This is a genomic window from Piscinibacter sp. HJYY11 (genome assembly GCF_016735515.1).
Taxonomy (GTDB): domain Bacteria; phylum Pseudomonadota; class Gammaproteobacteria; order Burkholderiales; family Burkholderiaceae_C; genus Rhizobacter.
This window is the reverse complement of the sequence record NZ_JAERQZ010000001.1, coordinates 3,986,627-4,006,735: the sequence shown is the minus strand read 5'-3', so window position 1 is coordinate 4,006,735 and position 20,109 is coordinate 3,986,627. Positions and strand designations below refer to the sequence as shown.

General features: G+C 67.3%; 16 protein-coding genes. 5 read left to right on the top strand and 11 right to left on the bottom strand.

Annotated elements, in window-relative coordinates; genetic code table 11:
• Positions 1 to 16: 16 nt before the first annotated feature.
• The 4 genes from JI745_RS18710 to yajC are packed head-to-tail and all read right to left on the bottom strand — an operon-like array spanning position 17 to position 5,703.
• The gene (locus JI745_RS18710) at positions 17 to 2,326 is read right to left on the bottom strand and encodes a DUF1631 family protein (protein ID WP_201810460.1); all 2,310 of its coding nucleotides are present in this window, start codon (positions 2,324 to 2,326) and stop codon (positions 17 to 19) included.
• A 42-nt stretch (positions 2,327 to 2,368) separates the two neighbouring features.
• Positions 2,369 to 3,403, bottom strand: coding sequence for a protein translocase subunit SecF (gene secF, locus JI745_RS18705; protein WP_201810458.1), 1,035 nt, complete (start codon positions 3,401 to 3,403; stop codon positions 2,369 to 2,371).
• Positions 3,404 to 3,447: 44 nt separating this feature from the next.
• Positions 3,448 to 5,325: a protein translocase subunit SecD gene (gene secD, locus JI745_RS18700; protein WP_201810455.1), complete on the bottom strand. Its 1,878-nt coding sequence runs from the start codon at positions 5,323 to 5,325 to the stop codon at positions 3,448 to 3,450.
• 48 nt (positions 5,326 to 5,373) lie between these two features.
• A complete protein-coding gene (gene yajC, locus JI745_RS18695; protein ID WP_201810452.1) occupies positions 5,374 to 5,703 on the bottom strand; it encodes a preprotein translocase subunit YajC in 330 nt (109 codons plus the stop codon).
• A gap of 242 nt (positions 5,704 to 5,945) precedes the next feature.
• Between yajC and JI745_RS18690 the strand changes: the two genes are divergently transcribed.
• The gene (locus JI745_RS18690) at positions 5,946 to 6,881 is read left to right on the top strand and encodes a CysB family HTH-type transcriptional regulator (RefSeq protein WP_201810447.1); all 936 of its coding nucleotides are present in this window, start codon (positions 5,946 to 5,948) and stop codon (positions 6,879 to 6,881) included.
• A gap of 22 nt (positions 6,882 to 6,903) precedes the next feature.
• On the opposite strand, the gene JI745_RS18685 is transcribed toward JI745_RS18690, so the two are convergent.
• The 5 genes from JI745_RS18685 to JI745_RS18665 form a co-directional block, all read right to left on the bottom strand.
• Positions 6,904 to 7,980 (bottom strand): sulfate/molybdate ABC transporter ATP-binding protein, encoded by a 1,077-nt coding sequence (locus JI745_RS18685; RefSeq protein WP_201810444.1) that lies wholly within the window; start codon positions 7,978 to 7,980, stop codon positions 6,904 to 6,906.
• Between the two features lie 10 nt (positions 7,981 to 7,990).
• Entirely contained in the window at positions 7,991 to 8,893 is a 903-nt protein-coding gene (gene cysW / locus JI745_RS18680; RefSeq protein WP_201810441.1) for a sulfate ABC transporter permease subunit CysW, read from the bottom strand.
• 1 nt (position 8,894) lies between these two features.
• The gene (gene cysT, locus JI745_RS18675; RefSeq protein WP_201810439.1) at positions 8,895 to 9,728 is read right to left on the bottom strand and encodes a sulfate ABC transporter permease subunit CysT; all 834 of its coding nucleotides are present in this window, start codon (positions 9,726 to 9,728) and stop codon (positions 8,895 to 8,897) included.
• Positions 9,729 to 9,752: 24 nt separating this feature from the next.
• Positions 9,753 to 10,781 carry a sulfate ABC transporter substrate-binding protein gene (locus JI745_RS18670; protein WP_201810436.1) on the bottom strand — a complete coding sequence of 343 codons (1,029 nt, stop codon included), beginning with the start codon at positions 10,779 to 10,781 and terminating at the stop codon, positions 9,753 to 9,755.
• 165 nt (positions 10,782 to 10,946) lie between these two features.
• Positions 10,947 to 11,957, bottom strand: a complete 1,011-nt coding sequence (locus tag JI745_RS18665) for a sulfate ABC transporter substrate-binding protein (RefSeq protein ID WP_201810434.1) — start codon at positions 11,955 to 11,957, stop codon at positions 10,947 to 10,949.
• Between the two features lie 228 nt (positions 11,958 to 12,185).
• Here JI745_RS18665 and JI745_RS18660 point away from each other — a divergent pair, with 228 nt between their 5' ends.
• From JI745_RS18660 to JI745_RS18645, 4 genes are all read left to right on the top strand, one after another.
• Positions 12,186 to 12,728 carry a hypothetical protein gene (locus tag JI745_RS18660; RefSeq protein WP_201810432.1) on the top strand — a complete coding sequence of 181 codons (543 nt, stop codon included), beginning with the start codon at positions 12,186 to 12,188 and terminating at the stop codon, positions 12,726 to 12,728.
• Positions 12,729 to 12,742: 14 nt separating this feature from the next.
• Positions 12,743 to 13,204: a hypothetical protein gene (locus JI745_RS18655; RefSeq protein WP_201810430.1), complete on the top strand. Its 462-nt coding sequence runs from the start codon at positions 12,743 to 12,745 to the stop codon at positions 13,202 to 13,204.
• Positions 13,205 to 13,319: 115 nt separating this feature from the next.
• Complete coding sequence (locus tag JI745_RS18650) at positions 13,320 to 14,753, top strand: NAD-dependent succinate-semialdehyde dehydrogenase (protein ID WP_201810428.1); 1,434 nt, start codon at positions 13,320 to 13,322, stop codon at positions 14,751 to 14,753.
• Positions 14,754 to 14,854: 101 nt separating this feature from the next.
• Positions 14,855 to 15,067, top strand: a complete 213-nt coding sequence (locus JI745_RS18645; protein WP_201810425.1) for a DUF2061 domain-containing protein — start codon at positions 14,855 to 14,857, stop codon at positions 15,065 to 15,067.
• Here the strand turns inward: JI745_RS18645 and JI745_RS18640 are convergent.
• Together JI745_RS18640 and JI745_RS18635 are read right to left on the bottom strand one after the other, a co-directional pair.
• Entirely contained in the window at positions 15,052 to 15,768 is a 717-nt protein-coding gene (locus JI745_RS18640) for an aspartate/glutamate racemase family protein (protein WP_201810423.1), read from the bottom strand. The two genes, JI745_RS18645 and JI745_RS18640, sit on opposite strands and share 16 nt — an antisense overlap.
• A complete protein-coding gene (locus tag JI745_RS18635) occupies positions 15,765 to 20,090 on the bottom strand; it encodes a DEAD/DEAH box helicase (protein ID WP_236675039.1) in 4,326 nt (1,441 codons plus the stop codon). Before JI745_RS18635 ends, JI745_RS18640 begins: the two co-directional genes overlap by 4 nt.
• Between the last annotated feature and the right edge of the window lie 19 nt (positions 20,091 to 20,109).

Below are 20,109 nucleotides of genomic sequence, written 5' to 3'. Positions count from 1 at the left end.
GGCAGGTGATCAATGCTCAGTTGAGCAATCGTGTCGGGTCGACGTCGAGCTTTGCCAGAGCACTTCGCGTGGCGCGCACTGTGAGCGATTCGTCCTGCGCCGGGACCAGCAGGCCGGCCTGTAGGAATGCCGCCAAGCGGTTCTGCTGGAACAGGATGCCGCGCCCGTGCGGCGACACGAACAAGGTCAACTGCCGGCGCATGCCCTGCCAGACCAACTGCACCGCCTCGTTGCGGTTGCGATAGTCCAGCATGTACCAGCCGCCGACCTGCAGTTCCTTGGCCCAGGCCAGCATGGCAGGGGTGGCCATGGAGCCGCCCTCGCCGACCACCTCCAGCTCGGCACTCTCATGGCCTGACAGGTCGAGCACCATCGACTCATCGATCTCGATGTCGTCGGACTCCGGCAGCAGCTCTTCGAGCGTCTCCAGGCGTGCCATCAGCTCCTCAAGGCGCTCCGGTGCAATGGTTGCCGTCTTGGCCGTGAAGGCTGCCGCCAGGGAGTTGTTGAGCTTCTGGATGTGCTCGTCCTGCTTGTCGCCCGAGATGTTGGCGTGGTCCATCCCCTCGCGCAGCGTCTTCAGCAGCGGAGGGAGCCGGCGGATCACCTCCGCCCGCTCTTCGCGCGAGACCTTGGCACTGGCCGACCAGATGAGGTCAGCCGCCACGCGCTTCATCGCCTTGGTTTCGTTGCCCTGCGGCCCATGCTTGACCGCGGTCATCGCCATCACGTCGGCCCACACGTGGAAGAGGAACTCGCGCACACCCTCCTGCACCGGCACCTCGTTGAGCATCTTGCGCAGCTCGATCGTGTACTGGATCGCCAGGGTTTCACGCTGCTCGACCTGCTGCGCAAGCGAAACGCCCTTGCGGGTGGTCTCGTTCTCGTTCTTGAAATAGTGTTCGAGAAACTTCTCGAATTCGGTGAGCACGGTCTGGAACACACGCCGGCCGGTGTCGGGGTAGGCCTCGACGACCTGCACGACGCGCTTGATTTCCTTCTCGAGCGTGTCGGCCACCGCGCGGCTGGTGGAGTCGAACCCCATCACGCACGCACCCATGCGGTCGATCAGGCGACGCGCCGGGTGGTCCACGGTGGCGAAGAAATCGGGCTCACTCACCGCCACCCGCAGCACCGGCATTTGCAAACGCGCGAACCAGACCCGCACCACCGCCGGGATACGCTCTTCCATCAGGATGCTCTGGAACAACAAGGCGACGATCTCGATCGTGGCGCGCTCGACGGGCGTGGAAGCTGCCTGTTTCAGCGCCTGCTTGCGCTGGTGCAGTTCCTCCAGCAATGCCGGCGTGCTGACCGGGCCTTCGGCGACACGGGCGCCATCCGCTTGCACGGCCGCGCCGCTGGTCGTCACCAAACGGCGCTGGATACCCTGTTGCGCTTCGTTGATGGCAGCCTTCAAGCCGGCGGAGGCTTGATGCGGCATCTGGGCTGTGCCGGCAAAGTCGGGCACCTGGCGACCGATCAGGCGGTTGAGACGGCCCAGGACTGCTTCTGCGTGGTCGGAGCCTCGCGCAAAACCGCCGGCCCGCGTCATCAGGCGTGTCTCTTCACCCACATTCCCCAATCGGCCATGCCCGCTCGTGGCCGCCGGCACCGGCGCGCTGGGCGTGGCCCCTGCCGGGATCGGCACACCGTACGAGTTGCGCGTACGGCGAATGAAGGGCCGAAGGTCGATATCCGGCAGGACCCGCTGCTGGATCAGCCAGCGGTTGGTCTCGTGATAGGCCTCTTCGGCGAAGTGCGCGAATTCTTCGTGCAACACCGCCTGCAGCGTGCGCCAGGCATCCTGGCTCAGCGAGGCACCGCGCCACGCGCCGGTGAGGATGCGCGCCAGCACATGGGGCCGCAGCACGTCATTGGCGTCGAGTTCATCGCGCTTCTCGAGCGCCGACATGCGAGAACGCAGATCGGTGAACTCCCACGAAGCGCGGTCCATCATCGCCAACGCCAACCGGGAGCTGAGGATCTCGACCTCGATGGTGTCGTCATCGACCAACGACATTCCTGAGTTGCTACGCCCTGGGGGAGGCAGGTCACCCGGGCGCGAAGCCGACACGACACCGCTCACGAGAGAGCTACGCAGCGCGGCAATGATCCCGCTGATCCAGTTGGGCGCCGACTTGCGCAGATCCGCCGCAACGTCGCGCCGCTTGTACTGGATGCTGTGCTCGGCGGTCTGCCCGGCCAGCAATCGCGCCCCTTCTTCAACCGCGTGGACCACACTGGGCACACCGCTCAACAGGCGCTCCACGTAGGAGCGCCGCGCCTGGGCGGCCAGGGCCAACGAATCGGCGGCGGTCGCCATGTGACGGTTGGTCGAAATGTCTCGGTAAGGGATGGCCCTACTCTACACCACCGCCCCGGCGTTGGGGTCGTTCGGATCGACGTCCTTCGAGGGGCCGGACTTCACCAGATCCTCGCGCTTCACACCCAGCCACATCGCGATGGCGGCGGCCACGAACACCGAGGAATAGATCCCGAAACAGATGCCGATCGTGAGCGCAATGGCGAAGTAGTGCAGCGTCGGACCACCAAAAATCAGCATCGACAGCACCATCATCTGCGTGCTGCCGTGGGTGATGATGGTGCGGCTCATCGTGCTGGTGATCGCATGGTCGATCACCTCGTGCGTGTTCATCTTGCGGTACTTGCGGAACGCTTCACGGATTCGGTCGAAGATCACCACCGATTCGTTCACCGAATAACCCAGGACGGCCAGCACCGCCGCCAACACCGAGAGCGAAAATTCCCACTGGAAGAAGGCGAAGAAGCCCAGGATGATCACCACGTCGTGCAGGTTCGCCAGGATCGCCGCCACCGAGAACTTCCACTCGAAGCGAAACGCCAGGTAAATCATGATGCCGATGACCACGAAGGCCAGCGCCTTCGCGCCGTCTTCAGCCAACTCACGCCCGACCTGCGGGCCGACGAACTCGCTGCGGGCCAGCACCACCGGCTCGGCGCCGTTGGCGTCGCAGACCGGCTTGTCGATCACCTCGCCCTTGTCCGTCGTGACGGCCCGGCGCGACACGGTGCCCGACTCGGCCTTGCACAGCTCGGCGAACACCTTCTCGACCACGTCGCCGACCTTGCCGTCGCCACGCACCGGCAGACGGATCAGCACGTTGTGGGTGTCGCCGAAGTTCTGCACCTGCACTTCGCCGACGTTCATCGCCTCGACGGTGTGGCGCACCTTAGCGATGTCAGCGGCCTGCTTGTAGTGCGCCTCAATCGCGGTGCCGCCGGTGAACTCGATCGACAGGTGCAGGCCGCGCGTGACCAGGAAGAACACGGCCAGCAGGAAGGTCGCGGCCGAGATGATGTTGAACACCAGCGCATGCCGCATGAACGGGATGTCGCGGTGGATGCGGAAGAACTCCATTGCTCAGGTCCGGTTGTGTTCTTGTTGCGCTCTGACGAGCGGGCTCACGGATTGGCCGGCGTCTCGGCCGGCACGGCCTTGGGCTTCCACACCTGCCCGATCGACACGCTCTTGAGCTTCTTCTGGCGGCCGTACCAGAGGTTCACCAGGCCGCGAGAGAACACGACGGCCGAGAACATCGAGGTCAGGATGCCCAGGCAGTGCACCACGGCGAAGCCCTTGATCGGGCCCGAGCCGAAGGCGAAAAGCGCGATGCCGGCGATCAGCGTGGTGACGTTGGAGTCGAGGATGGTGGCGAACGCACGCTCGTATCCAGCGTTGATCGCCGCCTGCGGCGAAGCGCCGGCCCGCAACTCTTCGCGCACCCGCTCGTTGATCAGCACGTTGGCGTCGATGGCCATGCCGAGCGTGAGCGCGATGGCCGCGATACCGGGCAGCGTGAGCGTGGCCTGCAGCATCGACAGCACGGCCACCAGCAGCAGCAGGTTGAACCCGAGCGCAAGCGTGGAGAACAGGCCGAACAAGAGGTAGTACAGGCACATGAACGCCGCGATCGCCGCAAAGCCGTAGATCACGCTGTTGAAACCCTTGGCGATGTTGTCGGCGCCGAGCGTCGGGCCGATGGTGCTCTCTTCGATGATCTCCATCGGCGCGGCCAGCGATCCGGCGCGCAGCAGCAGGCTCAGGTCGTTGGCGGCCTCGGTCGTGCCCATGCCGGTGATCTGGAAGTCGTTGCCGAACTCGCTCTGGATGCGCGCGACCGTCAGCACCTCGCCCTTGTTCTTCTCAAACAGGATGGCGGCCATGTAGTTGCCGACGTTGTTGCGCGTCATCTCACGCATCAGGCGGCCGCCCTTGGCGTCGAGGCTCACCGACACCGCCGGCTGGTTGTTCTGGTCGGGCCGCGGCTGCGCGTTGGTCAGCATCTCGCCGGTGGCGACCGCTTCCTTGTAGGTGACGACGGGCGCCCCACGGCCGACGGTGAAGCGTTCGCGGCCGAAGGGCACCGGGCCCGTGCCTTCGGTAGCAGCTCGCGCCTCGGCCGACATGTCGACCAGGCGGAATTCGAGGTTGGCCGTGCGGCCGATGATGTCCTTGGCCTTGGCGGTGTCCTGCACGCCGGGCAGCTGGATCACGACGCGGTCGGCGCCCTGCTGCTGGATCACCGGCTCAGCCACGCCGAGCTCGTTCACCCGGTTGTGCAGGGTGGTGATGTTCTGCTTGAGCGCGGCGTCCTGCACCGCACGCGCGGCCTCGGGTTTCAACGTGCCGATGAGCTTGATGTCGGTGCCGTCGGGCACCTGCGTCCACTGCAGGTCGGTCATCTGCGAGAGCAGGTCGGCCCCGACCTTCAGCGTCTCGCGGTCACGGAAGCGGATCTCCACCGTGTTGCCGTCGCGGCTGATGCCGGCATAGCGCAGGTTCTTGTCACGCAGCTGCGAGCGGATGTCGGTGGCCGTGCCTTCCATCTTCTTCGTGAGCGCGGCCTTCATGTCGACCTGCATCAGGAAGTGCACCCCGCCGCGCAGGTCCAGGCCCAGGTACATGGGCAGGGCGCGCATCGAGGTCAGCCACTTGGGCGACCGCGAGAGGAGGTTGAGCGCGACGATGTAGCTCGGGTCGGTCGGGTCGGGGTTGAGCGCCCTGGCCAAGGCGTCCTTGGCCTTGAGCTGGGCATCACCGTCGGAGAAGCGCGCCTTGACGCTGTTGCCTTCAAAGACGACGAAGTCGGGCTGCAGGTTCGCCGCCTTGAGGATCTGCTCGACCCGCTGGGCGGTCGCGCTGTCGAGCTTGAGCGTGGCCTTGCCACTGCTGACCTGAACCGCCGGCGCCTCGCCGAAGAAGTTGGGCAGCGTGTAGATCAGCCCGACCAGCAAGGCGACCGCAAGGATCGCGTATTTCCACCACGGATAGCGGTTCATGTCGTGTCTTTCACGAGGCCGGCTCGCGCCGGCTTGTCTGTGTGTGTCTTATTTGAAGGTGCCCTTGGGCAGCACCTGCACCACCGCGCCGCGCTGCACCTGGATCTCGACGTTGTTGGCCACTTCCACATGCAGGAAGCTGTCGCCGAGCTTGGTCACACGGCCGAGCACGCCACCGGCGACCACCACCTCGTCGCCCTTGGCGATGGCGTCGATCATGGCCTTGTGTTCCTTCTGCCGCTTCATCTGGGGGCGGATCATCACGAAGTACAGCACCACGAACATCAGGATGATGGGCAGCATGCCCGTCAGGCCACCCAGCGGATCGGAGGCGCCGGCCGCCGGGGCCGCTTGTGCGAAGGCTTCGGAAATGAACACGTGTGGATCCTCGTTGGGGCTGAAAGCGCGCTGGATGGCGCCCGCCGAAGTGAAAGCTTGGAATTGTATGCCCCTCACCCAGGGGCAGCGATGGGGGCCTGGGCGCAGACCCGCGGCGTGGAAAGAGGTTCCGGCCAAGCGGCCCTTAATCTTTTTCCGGATAAGAAAAGCAGTTTTAAGTTGTTCCGCAAATACCGCCTGCTGACCATACTGCCGTCCACTCCCGTTTCCCGCATACCTACATGAATTTCCAGCAGCTTCGCTCCGTGCGAGAGGCCGTTCGCTGCGGCTTCAATCTCACCGAGGTGTCCAAGGTGCTGCACACGTCCCAGCCGGGCGTGAGCCGCCAGATCCGTGAACTGGAAGAGGAGCTGGGCGTCGACCTCTTCGTGCGCGCCGGCAAGCGCCTCACCTCGCTTACTGCGGTGGGCGAAGTGGTCGCCCCGATCGTCGAGCGCATGCTGAACGATGCCGAGAATCTCAAGCGCGCCGGCGAAGAGTTCACCCAGGCCGTGCACGGCCGCCTGTCGATCGCGGCCACGCATTCGCAGGCGCGTTACGCCTTGCCGAGCGCGGTGCGTGATTTCCGCCAGCGTTACCCGCAGGTCACGCTCAACCTGCACCAGGGTTCTCCCAAGCAGGTGGCCGAGATGCTCATTTCGGGCGAGGCCGACATCGGCATCGCCACCGAGGCGCTGGCGCAGTACGACGCGCTGGTCACGCTGCCCTGCTACCGCTGGACCCACAGCGTCATCGTGCCGCCGGGCCATCCACTGCTGGAAGGCGGACCGCTGACGCTCCAGCGGCTGGCGCAATTCCCGGTCATCACCTACGGCACCGGCTACACCGGCCGCATGCACATCGACGAAGCCTTCCAGGCCGCCGGCCTGGAGTTCGACCTCGTGCTGACCGCGATGGACGCCGACGTGATCAAGACCTACGTCGAGCTCGGCTTGGGTGTCGGCATCGTGGCCTCGATCGCCTTCGACGAAGACCGCGATCGCAACCTGCGCGCGATCGACGCCCGCGATCTCTTCGCCGTCAACCTGACCAAGCTCGCCGTGCGGCGCGGCAGCTTCCTGCGCACCTTCGTCTACGACTTCATCGAGACCTTCGCCTCGCCGCTCAAGCCTGATGTGGTCGAAGCGGCAATGCGGGGCGAACTCGCGAGCGAGTGAGGCGCCTTCCCGGCGCCAAGCCTCAGATCATGGCGGCCGGGTCGACCTGCTCGGTCTGCGGCCCCTGGCCGCCCGCGAGGAATCGCGTCACGCGGCGCGGCTTCAGGAACACCTGACTGCCCGGGCCCAGGCCGAGCTTCTCGCGCAGGGCGCTGTAGTCGGCGCGTGCCATTTCCACGTCGACGTAGCTGCCGTCGTCCAGACGCTTGAACTCGATGCGCGTCTGCGGGCCGACGGTGAGTGCCTGCGAGAGCGTCACCGCCAGCGTGCCCTCGGACGGCGTGGCCACGATCTCGAGTTCGTGCGGGCGCACGTAGCTCACGTCGTTGGCATCGACGTTGCCCCCCGGCGCATGACCGAAGCGGCCGTGGAAGAGGTTCACGTCGCCGAGGAACTGCAGCACGAAGGGCGTGGCCGGGCGGTCGTAGACCTCGTCGGGCGAGCCGTCCTGCTCGATCTTGCCGAGGTTCATCACCACCACGCGGTCGGCGACTTCCATCGCCTCGTCCTGGTCGTGCGTGACGAAGACGCTGGTCACGTGCATCTCGTCGTGCAGACGGCGCAGCCAACGGCGCAGCTCCTTGCGGACCTTGGCATCGAGCGCGCCGAAGGGCTCGTCGAGCAGCAGCACCTTGGGCTCGACCGCGAGCGCACGTGCGAGCGCGATGCGCTGGCGCTGGCCGCCCGAGAGCTGGTGCGGGTATCGGTCGGCCAGCCAGTCGAGCTGCACGAGCTTGAGCAGCTCCATCACCTTCTCCTTGATCTTGGCTTCGCTCGGACGCGTGGCCTTGGGGCGCACGCGCAGGCCGAAGGCCACGTTCTCGAAGATGCTCATGTGGCCGAAGAGCGCGTAGTGCTGGAACACGAAGCCGACGTGGCGGTCGCGCACGTCGTCGTAGGTCGCGTCTTCACCATGGAAGAGCACCGAGCCCGAGTCCGGCCGCTCCAGCCCCGCGATGATCCGCAGCAGCGAGGTCTTGCCCGAGCCCGACGGGCCGAGCAGTGCGACGAGTTCGCCCGACGGGATGTCGAGGTTGATGTTGTCGCAGACGACGGTCTTGCCGAAAGCCTTGTTGAGGTTGCGGATCTCAATGCTCATGTCATGTCCTTCATTCGCTTCGGCCTTCGGCTTCGCGCTTCTGCGCCTTCACGCGCTGCTCGACCAGGTACTTCAGCACCAGGGTCACCAGGGCCAGCCCGGCCAGCAGCGAGGCCACGGCAAACGCCGCCGCAAACTGGTATTCGTTGTAGAGGATTTCGATGTGCAGCGGCATGGTGTTCGTCTGCCCCCGGATGTGGCCCGACACCACGCTCACCGCGCCGAACTCACCCATCGCCCGCGCGTTGCACAGGATCACGCCGTAGAGCAGCGCCCATTTCACGTTGGGCAGCGTCACGCGCCAGAAGATCTGCCAGCCCGAGGCGCCGAGCACGCGGGCCGCCTCCTCCTGCTCGACGCCCTGCGCCTGCATCAAGGGAATCAGCTCGCGTGCGACGAACGGGAAGGTGATGAAGACCGTGGCGAGCACGATGCCCGGCAACGCAAAGATCACCTTGAGGTCATGCTCGCGCAGCCATGGCCCGAACCAGCCCTGCAGGCCGAAGATCAGCACGAAGATCAGGCCCGAGATCACCGGCGACACCGAGAACGGGAGGTCGATCAGCGTGAGCAGCAGGTTCTTGCCGCGGAAGTCGAACTTCGCGATCGCCCACGAGGCGGCGAGGCCGAACACCAGGTTCAGCGGCACCGAGATGGCAGCGGCCACGAGCGTGAGCCACACCGCCGAGCGCGCATCGGGCTCGAGGATCGCGGCGAGGTAGGTCTCCCAGCCTTTCTTGAAGGCTTCGAAGAACACCGACACCAGCGGCACGAAGAGGAAGAGCGTGAGGAAGATCAGCGCCACCGCGATCAGCGTGCGGCGCAGCCACGCCGGCTCGGCCGTGGCCGAGTGCGTCTGGCGCACGGGCACGCCGGCTCGCGGCACAGGGGTGTTCAGGGGCACGGCGCTCATGTCATCGCCCCTGGCGCTTTCGCGCCCAGGCCTGCAGCAGGTTGATCGTGAGCAGCATGATGAACGCGGCCACCAGCATCACCACCGCGATCGCGGTCGCGCCGGTGTAGTCGTACTGCTCGAGCTTGGTGATGATGAGCAAGGGCGTGATCTCCGAGACCATCGGCATGTTGCCGGCGATGAAGATCACCGAGCCGTACTCGCCGAGCGCACGCGCGAAGGCGAGCGCAAAGCCGGTCAGCAGCGCCGGCGAGACGATCGGGAAGATCACGTGGCGGAAGGTCTGCCAGCGCGAGGCCCCGAGCGTGGCGGCGGCCTCTTCCAGTTCCTTGTGCATGTCTTCCAGCACCGGCTGCAGCGTGCGCACGACGAAGGGCAGGCCGATGAAGGTGAGCGCGACGAACACGCCCAGCGGCGTGAAGCTCACCTTGAACGGCAGGTGCTGGCCGATCCAGCCGTTGCCCGAATAGAGCGCCGTGAGCGCGATGCCGGCCACGGCGGTGGGCAGGGCGAAGGGCAGGTCCACCAGCGCGTCGACGATGCGCTTGAACGGGAACTCGTAGCGCACGAGCACCCAGGCCACGATGAGCCCGAAGGCCGCGTTGAGCAGCGCTGCGGCGAAGGAGGCACCGAAGGTCAGCCGGTACGAGGCCATCACCCGCGGCGTGGCCACCGCGTCCCAGAAGGCGGGCCACGTCATCGTGAAGGTCTTGAGAAACGCCGCCGCCAACGGGATCAGCACGATGAAGCTCAGGTAGAGCACCGTGAAGCCGAGAGCAAGATCGAAGCCGGGCAGCACGGAGTGCCGCCGCAGCAGAGTGCGCGAAAGAATCATGGAGCCTGCGGTCTGCGCCGCTCGTTATTTCTTGATGGCCGCGAGGATCTGGTCGTAGATGGCGCCGTCGTCGAAGTGATCCTTCTGTGCCTTCGTCCAACCGCCGAAGGCTTCGTCGATGGTGAAGGTGTTGATCTTGGGGAAGTCCTTCGCGTACTTGGCCAGGATCTTGGCCGAGCGCGGGCGGATCTGGTGCTTGGCCGCGATCTCCTGCGCCTCGTCGCTCCACAGGAACTTGAGGTAGGCCTCGGCCTGCTTGCGCGTGCCTTTCTTGTCGACCACCTTGTCGATCACCGACACCGGGTTCTCGGCCAGGATGCTCCACTTCGCGTAGACCACGTCGAAGTTGTCGCCGAACTCCTGCTTGATCAGGTTGATCTCGCTCTCGAAGGTGCACAGCGCATCGCCGATGTTGCGCTGGGCGAAGGTGGTAGTGGCAGCACGGCCGCCGCCGTCGAACACCGGCACGTTGCCGAAGATCTTCTGCACCGTCTCGCGGGCCTGCGCAGGCGTCGCGCCGCCCTTCACGAGCGCGCCCCAGGCGGCCACGTAGGTGTAGCGGCCGTTGCCGGTGATCTTGGGGTTGGGGATGACGACGCTCACGCCGGGCTTGGCGAGGTCGGCCCAGTCCTTGATGCCCTTCGGGTTGCCCTTGCGGACCAGGATCACGGTGGTCGACGTCGTGGGCGCGCTGTTGTCGGGCAGGCGCTTGGCCCAGTCAGCGGGAATCAGCTTGCCCCTGCTTGCGATCGCGTCGATGTCGCTCGACTGGTTCATCGTGACGACGTCGGCCTCCAGCCCGTCGATCACCGAGCGAGCTTGCTTGCTCGAGCCGCCATGCGACTGGTTGACCGACACGTCTTCGCCCGTCTGGGCTTTCCAGTGCTTGATGAAGGCCGGATTGATCTCCTTGTACAGCTCACGTGCCACGTCGTAGCTCACGTTGAGCAGGGTCGGACCAGCAGCGCGGACGTTCGGCGCCACCGACAACGCAGCCGATGCGGCCGCCAGACTCAGGACCGAACGCCGGGACACAACATGAGGAAAGCGCATGACGGAGGGCTCGCAAATGAAAGAAGCCGATGCTAAGGCTTCAAATTGAGACGCAAAACAACAAGTTGCGAGTTTGCTTATTCGTTTGCCGAACTAAGAAGGCCCGGAAAGCGACCTCTTCGCCTTCCGGGCCATGGAGCCCAAACGTCGCAGCGGAACGGGGCCTTACTTGCTCTTCGTGTAGATCTGGTCGAACACGCCGCCATCGGCAAAGTGCGTCTTCTGCGCCTTGGCCCAGCCGCCGAAGAGCTTGTCGATGGTGAAGAGCTTCACTGCCGGGAACTGCTTCGCGTACTTGGCAGCGACCTTCGGGTCGGTCGGGCGGTAGAAGTTCTTGGCGGCGATCTCCTGGCCCTCCGGGGTGTACAGGTAGTCCAGGTAGGCCTGGGCCACGGCACGGGTGCCCTTCTTGTCGACGACCTTGTCGACCACGGCCACCGGTGGCTCGGCCAGGATGCTGCTCGGCGGGTACACAATGTCGAACTTGTCGGCACCGAATTCCTTCAGCGACAGGTGGGCCTCGTTTTCCCAGGCCAGCAGCACGTCGCCCTGGCCGCGCTCGGCGAAGGTCACCGTCGACCCACGGGCGCCCGAGTCGAGCACCGGCACGTTCTGGAACAGCTTGGTGATGTACTCCTTGGCCTTCGCTTCGTTGCCGCCCGGCTGCTGCAGCGCCCAGCCGTAGCCGGCGAGGTAGCCCCAGCGTGCGCCACCCGAGGTCTTGGGGTTGGCGGTGATGACCGAGACACCCGGCTTGATCAGGTCACCCCAGTCCTTGATGCCCTTCGGGTTACCCTTGCGCACCAGGAAGATGTAGGTCGAGGTGTAGGGCGAGCTGTTGTGCTGCAGGCGCTTCTGCCAGTCAGGGACGAGCAGCTTGGCCTTTTCAGCAATCTCGTCGATATCGTAAGCAAGCGCCAACGTCACCACGTCGGAGTCGATGCCGTCGATGACCGAGCGGGCCTGCTTGCCCGAGCCGCCGTGCGATTGCTTGACGATCACGTTGTCGCCGGTCTTGGCCTTCCAGTACTTGGCGAAGGCGGCGTTGTACTCCTGATAGAGCTCGCGGGTCGGGTCGTACGAGACGTTGAGGATGGTCACGTCTTTTGCGAACGAGGCCCCAGCAGCAAAGGCCAGCGCGGTGGTGGCCAGCAGGGTGCGAATCTTGGTCTTCATGGTGTTGTGGTGGGTATGAAAGCAGGAATGCCGGCATGCTAGGGACTGTCCTTCTGCGGGAGAACGAAGAATTCGGCGCTTGCTTGCGCGCGAACCAACTAAGACCAAATCGCACCAAGCTCATAGCCAGAGGAAGGAAGAACCCCCGGTGCCGCCGGCATGTAAAGACGTCAACGTCGGCTTGGCGGAGCTCGTTCTTCAGCCTACAAGGATGAACAGGTGAACCCCATGAGCCCTGCGCGAACCCCCCGCCTTTCCCGCTCGCCGGCCTGGCCGCTGGCTGCCTTGGCGGCGGCGTCGCTGGTGGGCTGCGCCCAGATGCCCACCGGCCCGAGCACCCATGTGATGCCCGGGCCGAACAAGCCGTTCGAAGTCTTCGTCGCCGACGACAAGCTCTGCCGTGACTGGGCGCACAGCCGCATCGGCGGGCCGGGCAGCGATGCCGCGGCCCAGCGCTTCGCCGCGGCCACCGCCACCGGCGTGGTGCTCGGCGCCGCCGCCGGAGCGCTGATCGGCGGCACGCATGGCAGTGCAGGCGTCGGGGCCGCGGTGGGCGGCATGACCGGCGCCGCCGTCGGGTCCGACCAGAGCAACCATGCGGCCGGCAGTGCCCAGCGGCGCTACGACATCGCCTACTCGCAGTGCATGTACGCCAAGGGCAACCAGGTCCCTGGCGTCGGCTACGCCGGCTACCGCAGCGCGCCTGCGGCGGTGCCGCCCGCACCGCCGCGCCCGCCGGCCGGCATCCAGCCGCCGCCGCCCGCACGCTGAACGAGGAGCCCGTGATGAACATCCGCCTCGCCTTGCCGCTGAAGTCTCTCGTCCTCGCCACGGCGCTTGCCGCCAGCCTGGCCCCGGCGTTGGCCGAGGCCCACCCGCGCGCCCGCGTCGGCGTGTGGATCGGCGGCCCCTTCTGGTGGCCTGGCTACTGGGGCCCGCTGGTGGTACAGCGGCCGGTGGTCGTGCAGCCGCCGGCCGAACCGCTGTTCGTGCAGCCGAGCGCCGCCCAGCAGACCCACTTCTGGTACTACTGCCGCGAGGCGCAGATGTACTACCCCTACGTGACCTCCTGCCCCTCGCCCTGGCAGGAAGTGCCGGCCACGACGGCGGCGGAGCCGGCCAGCGCCGAGGCGCCGGCAGCGGCGCAGGCCCCGGCCATCCCGGCCGCCCCTGCCGCGGCGCCCGTGCCGGCCGCAGCCGCCTCGCGCACGGCACCCGCCCCGGTACCGCCCGCCCCGAAGCGCTGACGCGGCCGGCTCAGGCCGCAACCTGAGCGACAACCCGGGCTTCCGAGACGCGGAACAATCATGGTTCCGCGTGGCCGCGTGCCACCTCTCTCCCGCATTCAGCCCAGGACTCCCCATGTACACAGACGTCTCCCTGTTCATCGACGGTGAATGGACCGCTGGCACCAGCGGAAAGAGCGAGCCCATCCTCAACCCCGCCACCGGCAAGGCACTGGCCCGCCTGCACCACGCCGGCATCCCCGAGCTCGACCGTGCGCTCGCCGCCGCCGACAAGGGCTTCAAGCAGTGGAAGGCCGTGTCGCCCTTCGAGCGCTACAAGGTGCTGCGCAAGGCCGCCAACCTGATGCGCGAGCGCGCCGACGAGATCGCCCAGCTGATGACGCTCGAGCAAGGCAAGCCGCTGGCAGAAGCCAAGATGGAAGCCCTGTCGGCTGGCGACCTGATCGACTGGTTTGCCGAGGAAGCGCGCCGCACCTACGGGCAGATCGTGCCGCCGCGCGCCGAGGGCGTGAGCCAGCTGGTGATCAAGGAGCCGGTGGGCCCGGTGGCCGCCTTCACGCCCTGGAACTTCCCGATCAACCAGGCGGTGCGCAAGGTCTCGGCCGCGCTCGCCGCCGGCTGCTCGGTCATTCTCAAGGGGCCGGAAGAGACGCCCGCGAGCTGCGCCGCGCTGGTCCGTGCCTATGCCGACGCCGGTGTGCCGGCCGGCGTGATCAACCTCGTGTTCGGCGTGCCGAGCGAGATCTCGGAGTACCTGATCCCGCACCCGGTCATCCGCAAGATCACCTTCACCGGCTCCACGCCGGTCGGCAAGAAGCTCGCGGCGCTTGCCGGCCAGCACATGAAGCGCATCACGATGGAGCTGGGCGGCCACGCCCCGGCCATCGTGTTCGACGATGCCGACGTCGCTTCGGCCGCCAAGCAACTCGCCGGCGCGAAATTCCGCAACGCGGGGCAGGTGTGTGTGTCGCCCACTCGCTTCCTGGTGCATGAGTCGGTGTACCCGCAGTTCGTCGACGGTTTCGTCGCCGCGGCCTCGCAGATCAAGGTGGGTGACGGCCTGCAGAAGGACACACGCATGGGCCCGCTCGCCAACAGCCGGCGTGTCGAGGCGATGCAGCAGTTCGTCGACGATGCCGTGGCCAAGGGCGCGAAGGTGGCGCTCGGGGGCAAGCGCGGTACAGGCGACGGCTACTTCTTCGAGCCAACGGTCCTCACCGACCTGCCAGCCGATGCCCGCATCCTGCACGAAGAGCCCTTCGGCCCCATCGCGCCGATCCTCCCCTTCAAGACCTATGACGAGGTGGTCGCCGAAGCCAACCGCCTGCCGTTCGGCTTGGCGGCCTATGCCTTCACCCGGTCGCTCAAGACCGCCACTGCCATCGGCAGCGCGATCGAGAGCGGCATGGTCTCGATCAACCACTTCGGCCTCGCCCTGCCCGAAGTGCCCTTCGGTGGCATCAAGGACTCGGGCTACGGCACCGAAGGCGGCAGCGATGCGATCAACGCCTACCTCAACGCGAAGTTCGTGACGCAGACCGGGCTCTGACCCCGCTCCGGCCGGTGGTGGCTATGGCTGCCATCGGCCGATTTGATGAGAATCATTCTCATCAGCAGCCATACTGAACCCCAGCAAGAAAGGAGTTCGTCATGGCCCGTCACGTCCAGAAAACCACCAGCTTCGCCGTGCTGCACTTCAGCGTGGCGTTCGGTGTCACCTACGCCATCACCGGCAGCTGGCAGGTGTCGAGCGCCGTCGCGCTGATCGAGCCGATGGTCAACACCGTCGCCTTCTTCTTCCACGAGCTGGTGTGGTCACGCCGCACGCAGCCGGCGCTGGCGCCGGCTCAGGCTGAGCGCTGAGCCGCCACTGCCCGTGCGAGTGCCGCGCGGGCGAGGAGCCGCGTGCTGTCGAGCGTCGGCAGCACGCTGTTGTGATCATCGAGCACCAGCGGCAGCTCGGTGCAACCCAGCACCACCGCATCGCAAGCCCGTGCGGCCAATCGCTCGATGATGCGCTGGAGCGCCGACACCGACGCCGGCCTCACGATGCCTGGCACCAGCTCGTCCATGATGATGTGGCCGAGCGCATCGCGGTCGTCGTCCACCGGCCGCACGGCCTCGATGCCGCGCGCCTGCAAGGCCTGCGGATAGACCTCGCTCTTCACCAGCCAGTGCGTGCCCAGCACACCGACGCGTCGGAAGCCCCGCTCGGCCGCCACCCGCGCCACCTCGTCGGCGATGTGCAACCACGGCCGAGGCGAATGCGGCGCCACGAGCGCGAAGGCCTGGTGGATGGTGTTGTCGGGGCAGATCAGCAACTCGGCGCCGATGCCGGCCAGCTTGTGCGCCGAGCTCAGCATCAGGTCGGCCACGCCTTGCAGGTCGCCGCGATCGAGACAGTCGACATACGCCGCAAGCGACGGCGTGTGTATCGACACCTCAGGGTGCGCATGCGCCTCACCCAGGAGCGCCGGCGCTTCGGCGCACAGCGTGCGGTAACAGAGCGACGCGCCTTCGGCCGAGCAGCCGACGATGCCGATGTGCAAAGGGGTCGTGGTCACAGTGTGAGCTCCAGGAATCGCAAACCCGGCTCCAGCGACAGCGCACGCGCCGCTGCCTGCAGTTGCTCGGGCGACAGGGTGACCAGCGCTTCGACCTGCCCGGCCACGCTGGTGGCGATGGGCACCCCACCTCGGTAGAGCACCTTCGACCCCGCCACCCGCGGCAGCCGCGGGCCGGCGAGCACGGTGCCGAGCAGGTTGGCCGGGTCCGACGCCGAAAGGCACACCAGGTGCTCGTCAGCCGGCTGGCGGCGCACCTGCCGCATCGCGGTGATCGCCTCGGGCAGCGCGAACTGCTCGCCGGTGCTGCCATCGATGAAGCGGCCGCCGCGGATCTCGCCGCGCGCTTCGAGCCGCCGGTACACCCGCACCAGCTCGCGCCACGGCGGCAGCCAGGCGGCCTCCCGCTCGACGATGCGCCACGCCACCACGCCGTAGCGGCGCAGCAGCGTTCGCGCGACATGTTCCATCGCTTCCGCGGGCAGCGCCGTCTGGGTGGACACCGGCTGGCGCACCAGCGTCCAGCGCCCGGCGTCCTCGATGCTGAAGAGCGGCACACGTCGCCGCTGGCGTGAGGCCGCAGTCGCACGCTTGGCCGCCGGCACCAGCAACGCACGCAGGCCGGCGTAGCTGTCGCAGTTCACCCGGCCGCGCACCACCAGTTCGCTCAGGGCTTCTTCCAGTTCGGCCTGCAGGAGGCGCGTGCCGTGGGCGATTTCGTCGAAGAAGGAGGCACCATGTTCGGCCAGGTAGGCGACGGCACGTTGCGCGCGAGACGAGAGCTGCGCATCGTCGGCCCCCGGCGGCGCGAGGCTGGCCCACAGCGCGGCACTTCGCCGCGGCAGCAACAAGACCGGCGTGCTGCGCAACGACGCGCCGCCCGCGCGGCTGTCGGCCGCCATCGGCCGCAGGCGCAGCCACAGCGTGCGGCCTGCGGTGCACAGGTCGTCGAGCCAGGCGCTGGAATAGTCCTTCACGCGCGCGGGCAGCAGTTCGGCTTCCCACAAGGCCGCGGGGGCCTCGAAGCCTTCCAGCTGCGAGAGCACGCCGGCAAGCGCTTCGGGCCCGCTCACCCGGCTCTCGGCCCCCACACGCTGCCACTCGAACAGAAATCGCGCGAAGTCACGCGGCGACACCGGCTCGATCTCGCGGCGCAAGCGCTTGAGCGTGTAGCGGTGGATGCGCGCGAGCAGGTGCCGCTCGCACCATTCGACGTGCGGCGTGCCAGGCGTGAAGTGGCCCTGCATCACCGAGCCTTCGGACTGCAAGGCCGACAACGCGAACTCGACGTCGCCCAGCGGCACCGCGAGCTGGCGTGCGAGCGTGTCGGCGCGCACGGGGCCCAGCGCGCTCAGGCGGGAGCGCAGCAGCTCCTGCAAGGCTTCTTCGCGCGACGCAGGCGGTGTGTCGTAGCCCGCCGGAGCCTCGATATGCGGCACGCGTGACGCCTGCGGGTGCAAGGCGCTCGACTGCACCAGCCGCTCCGCGGCCACCCACAGCTGCATCCCGTCGGCCTGCAGCGCCGTCGCGCGCTTCGCCTGCGCCAGCGCCTCGAGCCACGCCATCCAGCCTTCGTTCTGCGTTGCCTCGTCCTGCGTGACCAGCCCCAGCCCGTTCAGCACCTCGTGCATCTCGTCGGCATGCCGCGGTTGCGGCCACGCTTCTTCCCGCACGCTCGCAATCGCGTCGGCATCGAGCTGCCCGAGATCGCCCGCCTCGGTGGGCGCATCGCCGTAGCGCCGTGCCTGCACAGCCTGCGTGCGGCGCTCTTCGATCGGGGCATCGTCGAGGTAGGCATACGGCCGCGCGCTCAAGGCCTCGGCCGCGAGCGGCGATGGCGCCGGCAGGTCGCGTGCCACCACCCTCACCTCGCCCGACTCGATGCGCCGCAGCAGCGCCAGAAAGCCGCGGGCGTCCATCGCATCGTTCAGGCAGTCGTCCAGCGTCTGCGCGACCAGCGGGTGCTCGGGGATCTCTCGGTCGCCGACGATGTTTTCACCGCACGCCACCTGGTCGGGGAAGATGGACGCGAGCAGGTCCTCGGAGCGCATGCGCTGCAGCTGCGGTGCGACCTTGCGCCCGCCGGTGAAACGCGGGAGTGCCAGCGCATTGGTGGCGTTCCAGCGCCAGCGGGCGCCGAAGAGCGGGGCGTCGAGCAGCGCCTGCAGCAACACGTCGAGGGCGGTGTTGCTGTGCAGGTAGCGCGCCACTTCATCGAGCGGGAAACTGTGGCTGGTGGAGAGCGACAGCACGATCGCGTCTTCCGTCGCCGCGGCCTGAAGCTCGAAGTTGAACTGGCGGCAGAAGCGCTTGCGCAAAGCCAGGCCCCAGGCACGGTTCAAGCGGCTGCCGAAGGGCGAATGCAGGATGAGCTGCATGCCGCCCGACTCATCAAAGAAGCGCTCGATCACGATGCAGCGCTGCGATGGCAGCTCACCCAGCACCGCGACGGCGCGCGCAAGGTGGTCGACCAGTTGGCGGGCGGCGTCGTCGTCGAGCCGCAGTTCATCGACGAGCCATTTCCGCGCTGCCTCGGCGCCCTGTTCGGCGAGCAGACGGCCGAGCGCCTCGCGCATCCGCGACACGCCCATCGACAGCTCGTCGCTGCGCCCCGGCGCTTCGCCCAGCCAGAAGGGGATGTTCGGCGGCGCGCCCTGCGCGTCTTCCACCCGCACGCGGCCCGGCTCGATGCGCAGGATTCGGTAGCTGGTGTTGCCGAGCTGAAAGATGTCACCGGCCAGGCTCTCGACCGCGAAGTCTTCGTTGACCGTGCCGACCTGCGCGGCCTGCGGCTCCAGCAGGACGGTGTAGTCGCCGGTCTCGGGGATGGTGCCGCCCGAGGTGAGCGCGGTCATGCGCGCACCTCGGCGCTCACGCAGGCGGTGGTGCACGGCGTCCCGGTGCACATAGGCGCCGCGTTGCCCATGGCGCGTGGTGTAGCCGTCGGCCAGCATGCGCACGACCTCGTCGAAGCGCTCGCGCGACAGCGTGGCGTAGGGCCAGGCGCGGCGCACGAGGTCATAGAGCTCGCCCTCGTCCCACTCTTCGCACGAAATCTCGGCCACGATCTGCTGCGCCAGCACGTCGAGTGGAGCGAGCGGGATGTGCAAGGCATCGAGCTCGCCGCGCCGCACGCAATCGAGCAGGGCCGCACACTCGACCAGCTCGTCGCGCGACTGCGGGAAGAGCCGCGCCTTCGGCACACCACCCACCGCGTGGCCGGAGCGTCCCGCCCGCTGCAGGAAGCTCGCGATCGATCGCGGCGAGCCGAGCTGGCACACGAGTTCGACGTCACCGATGTCCAGGCCCAGCTCGAGCGAGGCAGTGGCCACGAGCAGCGTGAGCTCGCCGCGCTTCAGGCGCTGCTCGGCCTCGAGCCGTGCCTCCTTCGCGAGGCTGCCGTGGTGGGCCGCAACCGACTCCTTGCCGAGCAACTCGCCCAGGTGCCGCGCGGCACGCTCGGCCATGCGCCGCGTGTTGACGAAGACCAGCGTGGTGCGGTGCTCCTGCGCCATCGCCGCGACCTGGCGGTAGACCTGCTCCCACTGGTCGTTGGACATCACCGCGCCGAGTGGCGTCGGCGGCACGGCCAGCGCCAGGTCGCGTTGCTTGGCATAGCCGATGTCGACGATGTGGCAGTCGGCCACGCCATCGCGCACCGCGGTGCTGCCGACGAGAAAGCGCGCCACCTCCTCGATCGGCTTCTGCGTGGCCGAAAGCCCGATGCGGCTCAGCCGCACGCCGCACAGGTGCTGCAGCCGCTCGAGCGAGAGCGCGAGGTGGCTGCCGCGCTTGCCATCGGCGATGGCGTGGATCTCGTCGACGATCACCGCGCGCACGGTCGAGAGCATCTTGCGGCCCGACACCGAACCGAGCAGCACGTACAGCGACTCGGGCGTCGTCACCAGGATGTGCGGCGGCCGCTTGAGGCTCAGCTGCCGCTCTTTCTGCGGCGTGTCGCCGGTGCGCACCGCGGTGCGGATCTCCACGTCCGGCAGCCCGAGTGCGGCGAGCTCGGTGCGGATGCCGGCAAGCGGTGCTTCGAGGTTGAGGCGGATGTCGTTCGACAGCGCCTTGAGCGGCGAGATGTAGAGCACCACCGTTTCATCGGGCAGGCCCTCGAGGCGCAGGCCTTGGCGCACGAGGCCGTCGAGCGCGGCGAGAAACGCGGTCAGCGTCTTGCCGGACCCGGTCGGCGCCGCCACGAGCGTGTGGCGCCCTGCGCGGATCGAGGGCCAGGCCTGGGCCTGCGCCTCGGTCGGCGCGGGAAAGGCCTTTTCAAACCAGTGGGCGACGGCAGGGTGGAAGTCTTGCAAGGGCATGGGCCGATGCAGCATATCG